This is a genomic window from Rhizohabitans arisaemae, from assembly GCF_025996515.1.
Lineage (GTDB): Bacteria > Actinomycetota > Actinomycetes > Streptosporangiales > Streptosporangiaceae > Rhizohabitans > Rhizohabitans arisaemae.
Window position 1 is genome coordinate 155,212 of record NZ_BLRH01000021.1, and the last position, 18,552, is coordinate 173,763.

General features: G+C 72.4%; 13 protein-coding genes. 1 reads left to right on the forward strand and 12 read right to left on the reverse strand.

What is annotated here, in order from left to right:
* Window positions 1-33: 33 nt before the first annotated feature.
* From RUR_RS09135 to RUR_RS09145, 3 genes are read right to left on the reverse strand one after another with little or no spacing between them, the layout of a single operon-like run.
* Window positions 34-1,890, reverse strand: coding sequence for an FHA domain-containing protein (locus RUR_RS09135; protein WP_283134511.1), 1,857 nt, complete (start codon window positions 1,888-1,890; stop codon window positions 34-36).
* On the reverse strand, window positions 1,887-2,318 hold the full coding sequence (locus RUR_RS09140; protein ID WP_283134512.1) for a hypothetical protein: 432 nt from the start codon (window positions 2,316-2,318) through the stop codon (window positions 1,887-1,889). The genes RUR_RS09135 and RUR_RS09140 overlap by 4 nt, the downstream gene beginning before the upstream one ends.
* The gene (locus RUR_RS09145) at window positions 2,315-3,850 is read right to left on the reverse strand and encodes an FAD/NAD(P)-binding protein (RefSeq protein WP_283134513.1); all 1,536 of its coding nucleotides are present in this window, start codon (window positions 3,848-3,850) and stop codon (window positions 2,315-2,317) included. The genes RUR_RS09140 and RUR_RS09145 overlap by 4 nt, the downstream gene beginning before the upstream one ends.
* 262 nt (window positions 3,851-4,112) lie before the next feature.
* Here RUR_RS09145 and RUR_RS09150 point away from each other — a divergent pair, with 262 nt between their 5' ends.
* On the forward strand, window positions 4,113-4,883 hold the full coding sequence (locus RUR_RS09150; protein ID WP_283134514.1) for a serine/threonine-protein kinase: 771 nt from the start codon (window positions 4,113-4,115) through the stop codon (window positions 4,881-4,883).
* Here RUR_RS09150 and RUR_RS09155 read toward each other — a convergent pair.
* The 9 genes from RUR_RS09155 to RUR_RS09195 form a co-directional block, all read right to left on the reverse strand.
* Complete coding sequence (locus RUR_RS09155) at window positions 4,873-6,192, reverse strand: MFS transporter (RefSeq protein ID WP_283134515.1); 1,320 nt, start codon at window positions 6,190-6,192, stop codon at window positions 4,873-4,875. The genes RUR_RS09150 and RUR_RS09155 overlap by 11 nt on opposite strands.
* 54 nt (window positions 6,193-6,246) lie before the next feature.
* Entirely contained in the window at window positions 6,247-6,468 is a 222-nt protein-coding gene (locus RUR_RS09160) for an MbtH family protein (RefSeq protein ID WP_283134516.1), read from the reverse strand.
* 28 nt (window positions 6,469-6,496) lie between these two features.
* Complete coding sequence (locus tag RUR_RS09165) at window positions 6,497-7,654, reverse strand: FG-GAP repeat domain-containing protein (protein ID WP_283134517.1); 1,158 nt, start codon at window positions 7,652-7,654, stop codon at window positions 6,497-6,499.
* Window positions 7,651-8,298, reverse strand: coding sequence for a DUF6875 domain-containing protein (locus tag RUR_RS09170; protein WP_283134518.1), 648 nt, complete (start codon window positions 8,296-8,298; stop codon window positions 7,651-7,653). Before RUR_RS09170 ends, RUR_RS09165 begins: the two co-directional genes overlap by 4 nt.
* On the reverse strand, window positions 8,295-9,620 hold the full coding sequence (locus RUR_RS09175; protein ID WP_283134519.1) for a cytochrome P450: 1,326 nt from the start codon (window positions 9,618-9,620) through the stop codon (window positions 8,295-8,297). The genes RUR_RS09170 and RUR_RS09175 overlap by 4 nt, the downstream gene beginning before the upstream one ends.
* Window positions 9,617-10,633, reverse strand: a complete 1,017-nt coding sequence (locus RUR_RS09180) for a methyltransferase (RefSeq protein ID WP_283134520.1) — start codon at window positions 10,631-10,633, stop codon at window positions 9,617-9,619. The genes RUR_RS09175 and RUR_RS09180 overlap by 4 nt, the downstream gene beginning before the upstream one ends.
* Window positions 10,630-15,189, reverse strand: a complete 4,560-nt coding sequence (locus RUR_RS09185; RefSeq protein WP_283134521.1) for a non-ribosomal peptide synthetase — start codon at window positions 15,187-15,189, stop codon at window positions 10,630-10,632. The genes RUR_RS09180 and RUR_RS09185 overlap by 4 nt, the downstream gene beginning before the upstream one ends.
* Window positions 15,186-18,170 carry a type I polyketide synthase gene (locus tag RUR_RS09190; RefSeq protein ID WP_283134522.1) on the reverse strand — a complete coding sequence of 995 codons (2,985 nt, stop codon included), beginning with the start codon at window positions 18,168-18,170 and terminating at the stop codon, window positions 15,186-15,188. The genes RUR_RS09185 and RUR_RS09190 overlap by 4 nt, the downstream gene beginning before the upstream one ends.
* The coding region (locus tag RUR_RS09195) for a phosphopantetheine-binding protein (protein ID WP_283134523.1) at window positions 18,167-18,552 on the reverse strand (386 nt) is incomplete at its 5' end. The genes RUR_RS09190 and RUR_RS09195, both read right to left, overlap by 4 nt.

An 18,552-nucleotide genomic window follows, 5' to 3' on the forward strand; every position in this document is an offset into this window, starting at 1 on the left:
TCGTTGTCTCCTCAGGTCTGCCCGACGATGGTCTTAACGGCGGTTGAGCGCGTGGTAGACGAACTCCCGGCCGCCGACGCGGATGCGCGTGCCCGACTGCATGGCGAACGTCTCGTGCGGGGTGAGCCGGATCCAGCTGGTGCTGTCCTGTTCGCGAAGGAAGGTGCCGGTCGCGTGACCCCGGTCGGTGACCACGACGTCCCACTGGTCGAGCTCGACGTCGGCGTGGGCGTCGGCGACCGTGGGATCGCCCTCGGCGGTGATGAGGGCGCGGGCCTGCCCGCCGCGGACCTTGTGGTCGGCGTGCGGCGCCCGCCCGACCACGTAGTCGCCGTCGAGCACGTGGGCGGCCCCGTCGTCGGAGACCAGGTATCCGAGCACCGGCCTGGGGGCTTGGAAGGGTTCCCGGGTCAGCCCGTGCATCGCGGTCCCGCAGGAGCCGCAGTAGCGGGCGTCGGGTCGGTTGAAGTGCCCCTGCTGGCAGTTGACCCCCCAGATCAGCGGGGCGTTCGACGGGTTGTCGGAGGCGACCGACGTCGCGGAGGCGGCCGGGGGGAGCGCCGTCGCCGCGGCCTGCTCCGGCCCGGGGCCGCGGACGCCGTACCGGAGCAGGCCCCGGCGGGTGACGGGGATGAACTTCAGGCAGTACAGCCCCAGTCCGAGCACCACGCTCGTCGTCGCGAGGTAGATGATCAGGGTGGGCTGGCTGACCGTGAAGTCGTCCAGCAGCAGGCTGAGGACCCCGTAGGCGAGCAGTCCCTCCGGGACGGCCTGCAGGGGCAGGAACGCGACCGGCCAGTCCCGGTCCCGCCGCGACCGCTGCGCGAAGGTGTAGACCGGGTCCCAGATCGCGGCGCCGAGGACGACGAGGACCCCGAGCGAGACGAGCACCATGGTGTAGATCTCGCTGAGCGGGGCGAATCCGGCGGGGAGCAGCGGGGCCAGGCCGGCCGTCCACGCCGCGCCGGGCAGGATCGCCACCAGGAGCCTGGCGAGCAGCCGGCCGGCGTAGGAGGGCCGTGCGCCGCCGGTCCCCGCGGCCTCCTCCGCCATGGCGGCGGGCTGAGCGGCGGGCCGCGGCGCGGGGACCGCGGGAGGCCGGGCGGCGGGTGCGGTGACCAGGGCGGGCAGTTCGAACGTCTGCGTCGCCGCGGGCGCCGTCACCGGGGGCGGCGGGGCGATGTACGGCTTGCGGGGGCGGCTCGGGGTCTGCAGGCGTGGCCGGGCCGGGGCGTTCCGCGCGGCGACGCCGTTCGGGTCCGCGGTCCCGCCCGTCATCGGCTCGGCCGCCATGGTGTGGGCGGTCATGGGTTGGGTGGTCGTGGCCGGGGCGACGGCGGGTTCCCGCATCACGATCCTGGGTGTCGTCCTGCGGGCCGCGGTCCCGGCCATCGGGTCGTCGTTCGCGGCCGGGTTCGCGGGCTGCGGGGACGGGGTGAGCACGAAGCCGCCGCCGGGTACGGCGCCGCCGCGCAGGTCCAGGGCCGCCGGGGCCCGGCCGTCGTCGCCGCCCTCGGTGTAGCGGATCGACAGCGCCCCCGAGGTGTCCAGCACCTCGTAGCGGAGCAGGGGGGTCTCCTCCGGGCCGAAGGCACGCAGGTCCGCGCCGGGGTCGTCCGCACTGACCTCGACGGCCCCGTGCAGGTAGAGCGCGGTGCGGTCGCCGGTCTCGACCAGGGCGGCGAAGGCGGCGATCGTGTCGGCTCTGGCGAACAGCTCGCCGAGCCGCTCGTCGAGGTCGTCCGGGGGCCCCGAGGGATGGTCGAAGAGGCCCATGAGGCCGGTGTCGCCGATGTCCTCGTCGCTCACCAGCAGCATGACCGCGGATGGGAAGCGGCCGACGACCCCTTCCCCCGGCTGGACGGACAGTTTGTACTCGTCGATTCTCATATCAGTCTCCCACCACGGAAGCGCCAGCGGATGAAGGGGACGCGCAGGGGGCCGTGCAGGCAGGCGAACACCACGAGCCAGGTGGTCGCGAAGTGGATGACGAAGGGGAGGACGCCGACGGGGAGGTCGACGACGTCCCGCATCACCACGTAGACCAGCCAGCCCTCGGGTACGCCTTGGAGCAGGATGAGGATGGCCGGCCAGTCCTTCTCCCAGCGGAACTGCTGGAGGAGGTGGTACAGCGGTTCCCAGAGCACGGTGCCGAGCACCGCGACGAGAACCAGGGCGATGAGGGTCGTCCGGTAGGACTGGGTCAGGGGGGCGAAGCCCGCCGGCAGCAGCGGGGTGATCAACAGGGTCCAGACCAGCCCGGCGGTGAAGAGCAGGAAGAGCCGGGACTGGATGCGGCCCGCCAGAGTAGGGGTCACGGCGTCACGTTCCTCATCCACTTCCACCATTGGGAGATCGATCGGATCGGGCCGATCCGGCGGCAGAAACCGAGCCGGGCCAGGTCGTCGCAGATCGTCAAGGCCGCGTACTGCAGCCCGAGCAGCGAATCGACGGGCGCGTAGTAGGAGCCCTCCGTCGTCGCCCCGGCCGCGTACAGCCGGCTGTCCCCGTGGCGCGCCCCGGGCACCTCGAACGTGGGGGAGACCTGCAGCCGCCCGAGCCCGTTGCGCTCGGCACCGGTGTACTCCAGCAGGTCGGCCAGGACGCGGTGCTCCGTGATGTCGCCGACCAGACCGGTCGCGTCGATCACGAAGTTGACGTCGATCCGGCGGGTCCCGGTGGAGTCGCGCTCCCGGATGAAGGTGGCCAGGGTTCCGTCGGGGCCGGGGTCCACGTGGTCGATCTGCCCGGCCAGGGTTCGGTAGCAGCCGTCGGCCCGCGCCTTCCGGAGTTGCTTCTGCCAGCCTTTGCGGTACGGGGTCGTGGTGCCCTTGATGGTCTGCCACATCCGCAGCCGCTCTTCGTCGCCGAGCTTCTCCATCCGCACCTTGAGCTGCCCGCCCCAGCTGGCCTTGGGCCAGTTGAACCCCTGGTAGGCCCAGCCGTCCCCGCCCCGCCTGCGCATGAAGACGTGCGGGCCGTGGGAGGAGTCGACGTGGGTGCGCATCAGGTGCAGCACCTGGGTCTGCGCGCCGAGCCGCTCCCGGTCGTTGAACAGCCGGTGCAGGATCGCCGAGGCCGTGATGCCGCCGCCCCGCACCAGGACGGTGCCCGGCTGTTTCACCAGGTCGTCGTAGACGTGCTCGTGGGGCTCGTAGGCGTTGACGAAGCGGTAGCCGTCGTTGTACCGGCGGCGGTAGGCCTGCAGGTCGGGCAGGAACCGGACGCTGGGGTAGCCGACGGCCAGATGGACGAAGCTACTCCGGTAGGCGATCCTGCGGGTGCTGCCCTCCTCCACCGTCAGGATGGAGAAGTAGCCGCCCTCGGCGCGGCGGCGCACCATCCGCGCCTGCCCCTTGGCGAGGGTCTGCCAGTAGCCGATCCGGTCGGCCTCCCGCGACATGCCCTGGAACACCTGGCCCGCGAGCGGGGTCCAGTAGTCGGTGAGGAGGTTCTCGGTGAGCACGTTCCAGATCGGTGCGATGAACCCCCGGACGGATCGGGCGCCGAAGGCCGCGCGGACCGCGTAGCTGGGAAAGCCCCAGATGTTGTCCGGGGTCGACGCGGAGTCGGAGCGGATCCGGTAGCCGGGGGGCAGCTGGCCGACGCCGGTCAGGTACTCGTAGTTCTCCCACGGGTAGTCCGAGGTGGTCAGGACCTTGATGTTCTCCAACGGGAAGCCCGAGATCCGCAGGAGGTCGACCATGACGAAGGACCCCATGCCCCCGCCGATGCTCACGAACGGGGCGTCCACCACGGGGATGCCGGCGCGTGCCAGCTGCGCGTCGGTCCACACCGGCGAGGAGAGCAGCTCGGCCGAGAGATCGCCGGCGGCGTCGCCTTCGGGCATCGCGGATATTCGCCCGGCCGGTGATAGTTGATTGTTGACGGACGGCAAATCGCCACCTCCGCGGATTCACACTCTTTCCGGTATTAGCGAGGCTGTCTGTGGCGCCAGTGTAAGCATGGAAATTGTGAATTGCATAGCCTTTGGATTTGGTAGCGTGTGATATAGGTGTGCACCCGAAAAGGAGGTCGCCAAATTGCCCTCGACGGATGACGGCGTTTTCGCTCTTCCTGGATATCGCGTCAAAGGTGAACTGCATCGATCGATGGCGAGCATCGTCTACCTGGCAGAAGACCTGAGCTTGGGCAGGAGGGTGGCCGTAAAGGTGCTGCGCCCCGCGTATTCCCGGGACGAGATATTCCGGCGGCGTTTTCTACGTGAGTGGCGAACGACGGCCGGTCTTGATCATCCTCATGTGATGCCGGTCTACGGTTTGGGGGAGAGTAATGGAATTCTCTATGCGATCATGCCGTATGTTCACGGCGGGGATTTGCGGGCTTTATTGGATTCGAACGGTCCTCTCGCGTTGGAGACCGCGGTGTCGATCGTGGTGCGGATCGGGGGCGCCCTGGACCATCTCCACGCCCGGGGCCTGGTCCACCGGGACGTGAAGCCGGCCAACATCCTGGTCGACCCGCGCCCGGACGGGCACTGCTATCTGTGTGACTTCGGGATCGCCACGGGTGAGGTGACCGCCTCCGGGACGGGTGCGGGCCCGTCCGGCCACTTCGTCGGATCGCTGGGCTACATGGCTCCGGAGCAGATCGCCGCGCAGACGGTCGACCGCCGTTCCGACGTCTACGCCCTCGGCTGCGTGCTCTACGCCTGTCTCACCGCGGTCGCCCCCTTCCAGGAACACGAGCCCTCCTTCGGTTCCGCGGGGCGAGCACGGAATCCTCCGCCTGCCGTGCTCCGCCCCGGGCTCCACCCCGCCGTGGATCGTCTCGTCGCCAAGGCGACGGCGGCGGATCCGCGAGCCCGCCACAGCAGCTGTGGCGAGCTCACGGAGGAACTGCGCCGGATCCTCACTCCCTGACGTTGTCCACCCGGTCCTCCTTCCCGTCCCCCGTCCCCCCGTCGGGGGTCGCCGCCTCCGCCGACGCGTTGTGCCGGCGGAGCACCCCCGGCAGGGTCAGCGCGACGGCCACGGTGGCCAGGGTGCCCCCGGCCCCGGCGACGATGAGCGTGGTCGGCGCGGAGGTCGCGTCGAGGAAGAAGCCGCCGGCGATGTAGGAGACCGCGGCGGCCACCCCGATCGCCCCGTAGAGGTTGCCGAAGACCCGGCCGAGCATTCCCGCCGGGACGAGCCGCTGCAGCATGGTGTTGGTGGCCACGTCCATCGCGGCGATCCCGAAGCCGCGGATGAACTGGGTGGTGAAGGCCGCCGCGACGGCCCAGGCCAGACCGGTGAGCAGGTTGCCGATGCTGCTCACCGCGAAACCGATGACGAGCAGCGTCACCAGGGAGACCCGGGTGCTGTAGCGGGCCGTCAGGGCGTAGCCGACGAGCAGGCCGATGCCGACGGCGGAGAGGAGCAGGGCGGCCCCGGAGTCGCCCGCCGCGAAGTCCTCCTTGGCCAGGACCAGCAGGGCCACGTCGTCCACGCCGTTGAACGCGACGATGGCGCAGAAGCCCAAGGCGATGACCCGGACCACCTTGGCGGACCAGATGTATCCGAGGCCCGACTTGGCGTCCTGGAGAAGCGAGACCTTCTCGCCGCCCTCGGCCGGGACCGGGGGAATGGACTTGAGGGTGAACAGCAGGGCCCCGGCGATCAGGAAGGACGCGGCATCGACGAAGAGCACGCCGCGGATGCCGATGAAGGGGAACAGCGCCGCGGCCACCAGCGGCCCGAGGGCCTCGGCGGCGTTGGTGCCGAACCCGAGCGTGGAGTTCGCCGTCTCCAGGTCCTTGTCGCGGACCAGGGCGGGGATCGCCGCGCGGGAGGCGGGCAGGAAGATCTGACCGCCGATCGCGCGCAGGCCGACGAGCACCAGCAGGAGGGGGAGGGGCGGGAGCGAGAACGCGATGAGCGCAATGATCACGCCCTGCCCGATCTCACAGAAGATCATCACCCGCTTCAGGTCGAAACGGTCGCTGATCGCACCGGCGATCGGGCTGAGCAGGGAAGGGACGAAGTCCCCGACGAGCAACAACAAGGAGACCGCGATCGCCTGCCCCACCGTATTGGACACGTGCAGCATCAGCGCCACGAGGCTGAGTGCGTCACCGCCGACGGACAGGACCCGTGAGGACCACAGCGATCGGAAGCCCGGGTTTCCGAGCAGCACGCGAAACGCGGTCTCCCGCGGTTCGGTGTCCGTGCCTTCAGCAGAGGCTGACATGCTCTCGTCACTCCTTGGTCAGGGGGTTGCCGGCCGGGGGCGCGTCCTTCAAGGTCACTTAGCGGCGGCCCGCTCGGCCGATTCTTGGAAGCGGCGCAGGCTCAGGGGGCGCATGTCCGTCCAGTGCTCGTCGATCCAGCTGAGACATTCGCCTTTGGTTCCTTCCTTTCCTGCGTCATGCCATCCGGGTGGGTTTTCCCGGGCCTGCGGCCAGATCGAATACTGTTCTTCGTGGTTGACAACGACCTTACAGGGATCTTCGTTTTCGATAAGCATGGTGGCTCCGGGTTTGTCCGATCAGCTGCTATCTGTTGCTGATTGGTCCTTTATTGGCGAGCAGCGATACGTCGTTTGAGTTATGATTCGCGGTGGCCAGATCCAGCGCTCCGTCGCCGTTGAGGTCGAGCGCCGCGATACCGCCCCGCGGATCCTTGCCGGTGATGGGGAATGTCGTTCCCTGGCTGAAATGCCCGTTTCCATCGCCGCGCAGCACGCTCACGTCGTTCGACGCGGAGTTTGCGGTCGCGAGATCGATGATCTCGTCCCCGTTCAAATCGGCCGCGACGATCGCCGCGGGCGCCTTCCCCAGGGTCGGATACTGCGAGGGATTGGCGAACGCGCCGTCGCCCTCACCCAGATAGACCCAGACGTCGTGGTCGTCGAAGCTGCCGCTCACCAGATCGAGGATCTTGTCCCCGTTGACGTCGACGGTGAGAAGCGCGGACGGGTCACCCCCGGTCGGCAGGCTGTCACCCGCCTTGAACCCGCCGCTGCCGTCCCCGAGCAGCAGCCCGATCTCGTCCGAGCCGAAGTTCGCCGTCAGCAGGTCCTGATCGCCGTCCTGGTCGATGTCGGCGGCGCTGATCCGGATCGGGTCGAACACCACCGGGAACTCGGTCGCCTTGCCCAGGCCGCCCTTCCCGTCGCCCAGCAGGACCGAGACGTTGTCGGTGTGGAAGTTGGTCGTCGCGACATCGGGGTTCATGTCCCCGTTCAGGTCCACCACGATGATCCGGTTGGGGTCCCCGCCCCCCGTCGGGTAGGCCTTGGGCGCGCCGAACGCCCCCTTGCCGTCGCCGAGCAGGATCGACACCGAGTCCGGGCCGAAGTCGGAGGTGGCCACGTCCAGTTTGCCGTCACGGTTGAAGTCGCCCACCCCGAGGTCGGAGGGGATCATGCCCGCGTCGAACTTGGCGCGCTTGCCCGTCCCGCCGCTGCCGTCCGAAAGCATCACCGAGATGGCGTTGGCGCCGAAGTCGGCGGTGATGAGGTCGGCCCGGTTGTCGCCGTTGACGTCGGCGCTCACCAGCCCGGCCGGGCCCACTCCCGCGGCGATCGAGGTCGACGGGCCGAACTCGGTCTCGGGCGGCAGGGACGCGCAGGCCGTGAGGGTCAGCGTGACGGCCGCGCCGGCGACGAGCAGGCGCCTGGCTCCGCCGGTGGAGCCCACGGCGCGGATCACGACTCGTCCAAGAGGCTCTGCGCACGGTGGTAGAGATCCAGCATCATGGGATCCTTAATCCTTTCCTGCAGGTATTCGTTTCCGAACCTGTGCCGGTATTCGGCAAACCATTCCCGGTCGTTGTGGAGAAAGAGAATGTCGTGCGGTGCCATATGGCGAATGGCGAAGCACGGCAAAGGTGCGATGGAGACGCGGAACCCGGGATTGCGGGCGGCGGTGTCGGGACACCGCAGGTGAAACTGGCCGATCATCACACCGTGTCGCACCATGGCGCTCTTGACTTGGCCTTGTGCCAGATCGAGTACGTGGAGAAACTCCTCTCTGATGTTCGGGACGACGACCATGAGGCTTCGCCGTCGAAGTTCATGCGGTGATTCCGGTGCCGTCGCCGCGAAATCCGCCAGGTGGGCGAGCAGGAGATCCGTGAGCAGCTGGGGGTGCCGCCCGTCGATCTCGTCGTGTACCGCGAAGACGAGCGCGTCGCTCTTCAGCGAGATGGGGACGAAGGGGCAGACGGGCCCGCCCCGCCCCAGTTCGGGGTGCGGCTCGGAGACGTACGCGTGCAACCAGGCCAGAACCCGGTTCGCGTGCACGACGTCGCTCGCGCTCATGAGGCCGCGGCGCGGCGGTTCGATGGTCTTCATGAGATGGGGATCACCTCCAGGTGCGGGCCCGGTACGGGCGCCAGCGCGATGGTCGGGCGGGCGCGGACCGGGGAGCGGCCGAAGGGCGCCATCCGGAAGCGCTGAGCCAGGCGCGTGATGATCAACTCCCCTTCGAGCAGCGCGAACATGTTGCCCATGCACTGGTGGGCGCCCGCGCCGAAGGGGAAGTAGGAGAATCGGGGGCGCTCGGCGGCGCCGGCCGGGAGCCAGCGCACCGGGTCGAAGCGTTCCGGCTCGGACCACACCTGCGGGTGCCGGTGGGTGACGTAGGCCGACACGATCAGCCGGGAACCCGCGGGCAGCCGTACCCCGCCGATCTCCACGGGGTCGTCGGTCACCCGCCGCAGCGCCCACGCGGGCGGATAGAGTCGGACGGCCTCCTGCACGATCGCCTTCGGCCAGGTGAGCCTGGCGAGCACGGCCGGGGTGAGGGTGTCCCCGGGGAGCTCGGACGCCATCTCCTTCAGTAGGCCCTCCCCGGCCGCCGGGTGGGTGGCGAGCAGGTGCAGAGCCCAGGTCAGCGCGGTTCCGGTGGTCTCGGTCCCGGCGATGAAGATCGAGAGCACCTCGTCCACGAGCTCCTCGTCGGAGAACCGGACTTCAGGGTCCGATCCCCGGCTCGCCAGCAGGCCGTTCAGGAACGTCGGCTCGTCGCCGCCGCGCCGCCGCCCGTCCCGTACGGCGTCCGCGATGATCGCGCGGATCGTGCGGATGGACCGGCGGTAGCGGCGGTTGTCCGGGGTCGGCCAGCTCCGCGGGGGCTGGACGAAGGTGAAGAGGCGGTCGTCCACGTAGCGCAGGAGGAAACTCAGCTCCTCCCGCGCGACCGCCCGGTCGACGTCGCCGTGCCGGCCGAAGGTGGCGTCGACCATCATGGCGACGGTCGCCCGCTTCATCTCCGCGGCGAGGTCGACGGTGCCGGCGTTGAGCCAGTGCCGCTCCAGCACCTCGTCGAGGGAGCGCAGCAGCAGCGGCGTCAGCTCCGCCAGCCGGTCCTCGTGGAAGAGCGGCTGGATCAGGCGCCGCCGCCGGAGCCAGTCGTCCCCGCTGGGGGAGGTGAACAGGCCTTTGCCGAGGAGCTCCCGCAGGAGCGCCCGGTGCACCCGCCGCCCCCGCAGCAGCGTCTGCTTGACGCCGTCGGGGTGGAAGGCGGCGTAGACCGACCCGGAGATCCCCAGGTCGAGCTCGACCAGGTCGCCGTACCGGCGGTGCGCCTCCATGAACATCCCCACCGGGTCCCGGAGAAACCGGTGGTTGAGCCCGAGGAGGGGAGGTCCGGAAAACCGGGGGACGCGGTTCACCGGACGGCCTCCGGGACGCAGCGCAGCAGCGACCAGTGGGCGCCGGGCAGGACCTCCCGGACCTCGGCGAGGTGGAAGCCGCCCTCGGCGAGCAGCCGCTCGAACCGGCTCCGGGTGCGCACCGCCCCGCCGAAGTGGGCGAGGGCGTTGAGGTCGCCGTCGACGGCGAACGCCCCTTCCGCGACGCGTTCGGGCATGAGGAGTTCGAACACGAGGAGGGTCGCGTCGTTCCCCATCGCGTCCCTGCAGTTGGAGAGGATCTTCACCGCGTTCTCGTCGGACCAGTTGGCGAGGACCCGGGACAGGAGGTAGACGTCGCCGCCCGGCGGAACCGCGATCCGGAAGTCGCCGCTGACCACGTCGCACCGGTCGCCCATCCCCCGGTCGGCCACCGTCTTGCGGCCGGCGTCGGCGGCGAGCGGCAGGTCGAACACGATCCCCCGCGCGGCCGGGCTCAGCGTGAGGATCTCCGTCAGCAGCGATCCGTTTCCGCCGCCCACGTCGACGATCGTCCGGTACGGACGGAAGTCGAACAGCCCGTCGATCAGCTGGGCCATCCCCGGCGCGAGCGCGATCATCTTGTGGTAGTGGCCGGCCAGCTCCGGATGCCGGTCCAGGTGCTCGTAGTAGCCGATGCCGAAGACGTGGTCGAAGGCGACGCCCCCGCCGGTCAGGCTCTCGTGCAGCCCGCCGTAGGCCCGGTAGCTGAGGCCGCCGAAGTAGATCGCCTGCCCGTACAGCGACTCCGGGTGATCGGTGCGGAGCAGATCCCCCGTCTCGGTGAGGAAGAAGCGCCCGCCCGGGTCCTGGCCGAGGATGCCGAGCGCGGTCAGCGCCCGCAGGACCTGCCGCAGTCGCTCCTCCCCGACCCCGGTCAGGGAGGCGAGTTCGAGGCCGGAGCGCGGCCCGTCGATCAGCAGGTCGGGGATCCCCAGCGCGGCGGCGAGGTACACCGCCGCGGTACGGCGATACCCGCCGAGCATCTCCGTCAGCCGGCTTCGCGGCGCGGTCATCGGCCGTCCCCCCGCCTGACGTGCGCGATCGCGTCGCCCAGGACCGTCCGTAACCCGGTGAACAGGTCGGCCATCGGCTCGGCGCCGTAGATCTCCGGATCATGCAGCATGGTCAGCTCCAGCGTGTCGTCGGTGTGGTGGTGCGCGTGCAGTGCCAGACCGAAATCCGCCCGGTACTCGTCCGGGGGACGGATCACGATGTCCAGGCCGCCGATTCGGGGTGGGGCGGCCGGGCGATCGGCGAAGTCGAACATCATGGGGAAGGCGGGAACCCGGCCGCTCCCGCGGAGCCCGGCCGCCCGTTCCAGCGCGGCGAAGGGCAGCAGACGCTGGCGCCGGTAGGCGTCGACCTCGGCCTCCCGGACCCGCCGGATCCGCTCGGCCAGCCCGAACGCGCCGTCGAAGGAGACCACCAGGGCCGCCAGGTTCACAAAACGCCCGATCACCTGCTGGAACACCGGCTGATCCCGTCCGCTCACCGGGACGCAGACCACGGGGCGGGGAGCCAGCAGCCGATCGCAGGCGATCGTCCAGGCGGTGAGCAGGATCGTGCGCAGCCCGCACCGGAGTTCTCTGGCCAGGGCGGTGAGCGCCCGGGTCGTCTCGGCGTCCAGCGTCACCCGTTGCGGCAGCCGCCGCAGTCCGGCGGAGTGCGGACCCGGGCGGGGGAGGTCCGGTGCCGTCCGCAGCCAGGCCGCCGCGGCTTCGTCCACCACCTCGCCGGTGAGCCAGGAACGCTCCCAGGCCGCGTGGTCCGGGTGCTGGAGGCCGAGCCGAGGGAGGTCGGGCGCCTTCCCCGCGCGCAGCGCCGCGTACGCGACCGCGAGCTCGTGCGCGAGGATCCGCGTCGACGCGCCGTCCACCGCGATGCGGTGCAACGCCAGGGTGAGCTCGTGTTCACCCGGGCCCGGGCGTGCGAGCCCCGCCGTCATCAGCTCACCGGCCTCCGGGCGCAGCGCGGGCACCGACCCCTGCCCGACCCGGACCTCGTACGGCCGCCGCACGATCTGCTCCGGCGGCAGCCCCGGAGCCCGCGCCGGCACGACGCGGACACGCAGCGCCTCATGCCGGGCCACCACCGTGTTCAGCGCCCGCCCGAGCACCTCCGGATCCAGGTCGCCCACGAGCCGCACCGCCAGCGAGACCTCCAGCTCCTGCGCCCCGGCACCCGCCTCCGCCAGGTCGTGGACCCGCTCCTGCGCGTGGGACAGCGGAACCCGGTCGCCCGTCCGCCTGCGCAGTGGGGGCGTCCGCCGGACACCCCCGGTGCCCGCCCGGCGGGACCGGATGAGCCCGGCCAGCTCCCCGATCGTCGGCGCCGCGAAGAACTCGTGCATCGCCAGCTCCACCCCGAAACGCCGGCGCACCGTCGCGACGAGCCGCATGGCGAGCAGCGAGTCCCCACCGGCCTGGAAGAAGTCGGCGTCGCCCGCGACCTCGTCCACCCCGAGGGCGCGGGCCCACAGGTCCGCCAGGACCCGCTCGGCCGTCCCCCGCGCCGCGGCGTGCCCCGGCTCGGGCGCGGCGGGCTCCGGCGGATCGGGCAGCCGCGCGGCGTCGACCTTGCCGGTGTGGCCGAGCGGGATCCGCTCCACCGGCAGCAGATGGGCGGGCACGAACGCGGGCGGCACCCGCTCCCGCAGGTGGGCGCGGAGCGAGGCCTCGTCGAACCCCGTGGTCACCACGTAGCCGACCAGGGCCGGGCGCCCGCGCACCCGCCGGAGGAGGACCACCGCCTCGTCCACCGCCGGATGCCCGCGCAGGGCCTGCGCCACCTCCGCGGGCTCGATCCGCACCCCGTTCAGCTTCACCTGGTCGTCCAGACGCCCGAGGAACTCCAGGCTCCCGTCGTGCCGGTGCCGCGCCCGGTCGCCGCTGCGGTACATCCGGGCGCCGGGCGGGCCGTACGGGTCCGGGCGGAACCGGTCCGCGGTGGCGGCCGGGGAGCCGACGTACCCGTAGGCGAGCCCCATCCCGCCGATCCACAGCTCGCCGGGCACCCGTACCGGCACCGGTTCGAGGTCGGGGCCGAGGACGTACACCCGCTTGTTCGCGATGGGCCGCCCGATGCCCGTCTCGCGAGGGGACTCCGCCGAGACCGGGACGACCTCGGCGGAGGTGGTGTCGACGGTCGCCTCGGTCGGGCCGTACTGGTTGAACAGCCTCGCCCGCAGCCGCCGGTGGAACCGGGCCGCCAGATCCCCCGGGAGCCGTTCCCCGCCGCAGAACACATGGGTGAGCGAGTCCAGGTCGCCCGGCTCGGCCGCCTCCAGCAGCCGGGCGAGCGTGGACGGCACGAAGTCGGCGACGGTCACCCGGTGCTCCCGGACCAGCGCGGCGACCGACTCGGGGTCGGCGGCCTCCTCCGCCGTGGCGAGCACCACCTCCGCGCCCGCGGCGAGCGGCCCGAACAGCTGCCACACCGAGGGGTCGAAGGAGAAGGAGACGGTGTGCAGCAGGACGTCCCCCGGGCCGAGGCCGGTGACCCGGCGCCGCCACTCCAGGTCGTTGCAGATCCCCTCGTGCGGGACCGTCACGCCCTTCGGCGTCCCGGTCGAGCCGGAGGTGTACATCACGTACGCGACGTCCGCCCCGGTCGTCCCCGGCGGATCGGGTACGGGTGACCCGGCGGCCTCCGCCCGGTCCGGCCCGGCGTCGGCGGCCGTCAGATCGAGCACCCGCCCCCCCGGGACGCCCGGCCGGCACCGGGGGTGCGGGTCCACGAGCAGGTGGCGCGACCCGGCGTCCAGGAGCGCCCGCCGGTTCCGTTCGGCGGGATGGGACGGATCGAGCGGCAGGTAGGCGGCTCCGGCCGTCAGCACCGCGAGCAGCGCCACCACCAGCTCGGGCGACCGCTCCGCGCACACCCCGACCACGTCGCCCCGGCGGACCCCGAGCCCGGCGAGCCGCCCCGCCTCCGCCCGGACCCGCTCCGCCAGCCCGGCGTACGTCAGCCGTACCCGCCCGCAGGTGAGCGCCGGGGCGTCCGGGGTCAGCCGTACCTGCCGCAGGAACGCCTCATGCACCGTCGCGGGCGTGGTGACCGGCGCGGTCGTCCGGTTCCAGCCGTCGAGCACCCGCTCCCGCTCGGCCTCGTCCAGCAGCCCGACCGCGCCGACGGGCAGGTCCGGGGCGGCGGCGAGGGTCCGCAGCAGTTCGCCGTGGTGACGCGCGAGCTGCCCGGCGGTTTCGGGGTCGAGGATCGCCCGGTCGTAGTCCACGGTCACCCGGAGGCCGCCCCCCTCCGGGGCGACGGACAGCGTCAGCGGGCATTGGGCCGTGCCCTGCCCCAGTTCGATCCGCTCGACCGTGAGCCCCGCCGCCGTCACCCGGGGAGGCGGGGCGTCCTGCAGGGCGAACAGCACGTCGTACGGCGCCGAGCGCTCCCCCTCCCGGGCCGCGGGGCCGCCGGGGAGCCGTCCGGAGAAGGAGTCAGCGTTCGCGAAGGCGCCGGACACGCTCGTCCGCACCCGGAGCGCCAGCTCGCGGAACGACATCCCGGCGGTCAGGTCCGCGCGGATCGGGATCGTGGTGAAGAGCGGGCCGACCACCCGGGTGAGCTCGGCGCGGCTCCGGCCGCTGAACGGCACGCCGACGAGGAACCCGGACTCCCCGGTGTACCGGTACAGCAGTACCTGGAGGGCCGCCGTGAGCCCGGCGAAGAGCGGTACCCGCAGGGAGCCGCACAGCCGGGTGAACTCCTGTGTCGTCTCGGGGGGGACCACGGCGACCAGCCGCCCGGACCGGATCGGGGTACCGGCGGACCGGGGACGGTCCAGCGGCAGGTCCAGAACCGGGGAGGCGCCGGAGAGGACCGCGTCCCAGTGGCCGCCGGCCCCGGTGCGCGGCTCCCGGCCACGCCACCGCGCGTAGTCGGCGAACTGGAGCTCGGGCGCCGGCAGGCGCCGCCCCGGATTCTCCCGCGCCAGGGTGTAGCCCGCGGCGAGCTCCTCCAGCAGGACCGTGTTCGACCACCCGTCCGTGGCGATGTGGTGAAGGGTGAGCAGCAGCACGTGGTGGTCGGCGCCGAGCGCGGCGAGCTTCACCCGGCACGGCGGCTCGGCGGCGAGGTCGAACGGCCTGCCCGCCTCCTCCTCGGCCAGGCGCTCCAACGCCGCCTCCGGCCGGGGTTCGGCGGTGAGGTCGGCACGGGGAAGCTCAAGCGGCGCCGGGTGCGTCCGGAGCTGACGGGGCACCCCGTCGACCTCGGCGAAAACGGACCGGAGCACCTCGTGCCGGCGGAGCAGCTCCGCGCAGGAGTGCCGCAGCGCCGCCGTGTCGAGCGGGCCGCGCAGCCGTACGGCGATGAAGACGTTGACGGAGGCGTCCCCGGGGAACAGGCGCTGGTGCAGCCAGAACCGCTCCTGGGTCGGTGAGAGCGGGCTGTCCGGCCCGTCGTGGCGAGGGATCGGCTCGGCGCGCGGGGCCTCGTGACCGGCCGCGGCGGGCCGCGGGTGCGCGGCGCCGCGGAGCCGGGCCGTCAGCTCGGCCCGCGCCTCGGCCGACAGCGCCTGCCTGCGGCGGGCCGCCTCGGTACGACTGCGCTCGGTGCTCACGCGTCTCCCCCGTCCCGGGTCGTGGCCGAGCCGGCCGGGGCCTGTCCGGGCGGCTCCAGCGACGAGATGATCGCGTCCTCCACGAGCAGCGCGAGCTCGGCGATCGTGGGGTTCTCGTAGAAGGCCGCGAGCGGCAGCTCCACCTGGAACAGCCGGGAGAGCTCGTCCAGCGCCTGCATGCCGAGCAGGGAATGGCCGCCGAGGTCGAAGAACGACTCCTCCCTCCCGATCTCGGGGATGCCGAGCAGCCGGGTCCACACGCCCGCGATGACCTGCTCGGTCACGTCCGGCCCCGCCTCGTCCGCCGTGTCGTCCGCGGTTTCGCCTCCGGCGGCGCCGACCGGGGCCGGCGGGGGTACGGGCTGCGCCGGGCCGCTCGCCCCGCCCGGCGTGACGCCGTACCGCCGCCGTTCGAACGGGTAGGTGGGCAGCGGCACCCGGCGGCGCGGCGCCGGATGGAGCCGCTCCCAGCGGACGGGGACCCCGTGCGCCCACAGCCGGCCGAGCGCGCCGAGCAGGACCTCAAGGTCGTCCCGGGGGTCGCCGGAACCCGGCAGCGAGGGCGTCGTCGCGGTGAGGCCGAGGTCCGGGTCGCCCACCGGGACCAGGTCGCAGAGGGTACGGCCGGGACCCACCTCGACCAGCAGGCCCGCGCCCTCGGCGGCCACGGCGTCGAGCCCTTGCGCGAACCGCACGGTCTCACGCACCTGACGCCCCCAATAGCCGGGGTCGGTCGCCTCCTGGGCGGTGAGCGCCCGGCCGGTCACGTTGGAGATCACCGTGCGTCCGGGCGGGGCGAGGGTGAGCCCGGCGGCGGCCTTCGCGACCTCCTCGGACGCCCGGTCCATCGCGGCCGAGTGGAAGGCGTGCGGTGTCCGCAGCCGCCGGTGGCGGACGCCGTACCCGGTCAGGCGCGTCTCGGCCGCCTCGACCGCCTCCACCGGTCCGGCGATCACGGTCTGCGCGGCGGAGTTGACCGCCGCGATCTCCACCGGGGCGGGGCACAGCTCCCGCACGCGGTCCGGCGGGAGCGCGACCGCGGTCATCGCCCCGGCGGGGCTCGCCGCCATCGCCTCCCCGCGGGCGACGATCAGCCGTGCCGCGTCCTGCGGGGACATCACCCCCGCGACGCAGGCCGCGACCAGCTCGCCGACACTGTGGCCGATCAGCACCGCCGGCTCGACCCCCCACGAGATCCAGAGCCGGGCCAGTGCGTACTCCACCGCGAACAGCGCCGGCTGCGTCGACGAGGTGCGCCGCAGCGCCCGGTCCGCCTCCGGCCCGGGGGAGCGGAGCGCCGCGGCCAGGCCGGGGTCCGCCCCGTTCGCGGCGAGCAGGTCGAGGCAGGCGTCGAACTCCCGCCGGAACACCGGCTCGTCCCGGTGGAGCCCGGCCGCCATGCCCGCGTACTGGGCCCCCTGACCGGGGAACATGAACGCCACCCGCGGCGACCCCGTCGTCGCGCCGCGCAGGACCTCGCCGAGATGGGCGCGCGCCCCGGCCCGGGCCACGATCACCCCTCGGTGCCCGAACTCCGCGCGTCCCGTCTGCATCGTGTAGGCGGCGTCGGCGAGTCCCGCCGCGTCCAGGTCCCCGATCGCCTTGGCCAGGGTCTTCGCCGCCAGGTCGCGGGCCGAGGCCGTCCGCGCGCTCACCGGCAGGACCTGCCACGGACCGCTCTGGCCCGGCGGCGCCGGCTCGGGGGCCTCCTCCAGCACCACGTGTGCGTTCGTGCCCCCGATCCCGAACGAGCTCACCCCGGCGCGCCGTACCCCCGCGATCGGCCGCCACGGCCTGGCCACGGTGTTCACGAAGAACGGTGTGGCGTCCAGCGCGAGTTCGGGATTGGGGCGCTCGAAGTGCAGCGTCGGCGGGATCGTCCGGTGCCGGAGCGACAGGACCACCTTGATGAACGAGGCGACACCCGCGGCCGCGTCCAGGTGCCCGATGTTCGTCTTCACCGAGCCGAGGGCGCAGCGGTCACCGGGCTCCGCGTCGCCCGCGGCCTGGGCGAGGGCCGCCACCTCGATCGGGTCGCCCAGCCGGGTCCCCGTCCCGTGCGCCTCGACGTAGCCGATCGTGGCCGGGTCCACCCCGGCGGCGGCCCGGGCGGCCCTGATCACCCGGGCCTGCCCGGCGATCCCCGGCGCCGTGAACCCGGTCTTGTACGAGCCGTCGTTGTTGATCGCGGAGCCGCGGACGACCGCGTGGACCGAGTCGCCGTCCCGCAGCGCGTCGTCCAGACGGCGCAGCACCACCAGGCCGAGCCCGTCGCCGTTGACCATCCCGGCGGCGTCCGCGTCGAACGCCCGGCATCGTCCGTCCGGTGAGACCATGCCGTCGCGCCGGCCGGAACCCCCCTCGAGTCCCGGTCCGCGACCCGGTCCCGCCGACTCGCGGACCGCGACCCCGCCCGCCAGCGCCAGGTCGCACTCCCCGGCGAGCAGCGCCTGGCAGGCCAGATGGATCGCCACCAGCGAGGTGGAGCACGCGGTCTGCACCGCCAGGCTCGGCCCCAGCAGGTTCAGCTTGTGCGAGATCCGCGTCGTCAGATAGTCCTTGTCGCAGCCGATGAGCAGCTGGCTGTCGTCGAGCAGATCCCGGTGCCGCGGACTGGACAGCACGTCCAGCAGGTACCCGCTGGTCGAGGAGCCGGCGTAGACCCCGGTCACCGGCCGGTTCGCCGCGTTGCCGTACCCGGCGTGCTCCAGCGCCTCCCAGGCGCACTCCAGGAGGAGGCGTTGCTGCGGATCGGTCCGCTCGGCCTCCTTCGGGCTGAAGCCGAAGAACTCCGCGTCGAAGAGGTCGTGGTCCGCCAGGACGCCTTTCGGGCCGGACCACGGCGCGGGCGCGGCGGCGACGGAGTCGACGCCGGAGAGCAGGTTCTCCCAGTAGACGGGTACGTCGGGGGCGCCGGGAAATCTCCCCGCCATCCCGATGACCGCGATGAAATCCTCGGTCCGGTCGTGGTCGGCGTTCAACGCGCGTCTCCCTTCGGCTCGTCGTGCAGGCGCCGGCGGCGCAGCTTCAGCCGGGACCGTCCCGCGCGGAGCCCGTCGGGCTCCGTCTCCTCCCGCGGGGTGTGGTCGGCGGTCTCGCCCGCCAGGTGTTCCGCGAGCGCGCGCAGCGTCGGATAGCGGAACAGGTCGACGATCCGCAGGTCCTCCCGGAGCCGTCGCAGCCGCGCGTGCGCCTGGACCAGGAGCAGTGAGTGGCCGCCGAGGTCGAAGAAGTTGTCGTCGAGCCCTGGGGCGGGGTGGCCGAGGAGTTCGCGCCAGATGTGGGCGACGGTCTGCTGGGCGGGGGTGGTGGGCGGCAGGTGGGTGCCGGCGGCGGTGCGGGTGGGGGGCGGGGGCAGTTTGG

Excerpts from the sequence above, each read along its gene's own strand:
- RUR_RS09135 (WP_283134511.1), bottom strand. The coding sequence starts at position 1,890 with ATGAGAATCGACGAGTACAAACTGTCCGTCCAGCCGGGGGAAGGGGTC.
- RUR_RS09145 (WP_283134513.1), bottom strand. The coding sequence starts at position 3,850 with ATGCCCGAAGGCGACGCCGCCGGCGATCTCTCGGCCGAGCTGCTCTCC.
- RUR_RS09150 (WP_283134514.1), top strand. The coding sequence starts at position 4,113 with ATGGCGAGCATCGTCTACCTGGCAGAAGACCTGAGCTTGGGCAGGAGG.
- RUR_RS09155 (WP_283134515.1), bottom strand. The coding sequence starts at position 6,192 with ATGTCAGCCTCTGCTGAAGGCACGGACACCGAACCGCGGGAGACCGCG.
- RUR_RS09160 (WP_283134516.1), bottom strand. The coding sequence starts at position 6,468 with ATGCTTATCGAAAACGAAGATCCCTGTAAGGTCGTTGTCAACCACGAA.
- RUR_RS09170 (WP_283134518.1), bottom strand. The coding sequence starts at position 8,298 with ATGAAGACCATCGAACCGCCGCGCCGCGGCCTCATGAGCGCGAGCGAC.
- RUR_RS09180 (WP_283134520.1), bottom strand. The coding sequence starts at position 10,633 with ATGACCGCGCCGCGAAGCCGGCTGACGGAGATGCTCGGCGGGTATCGC.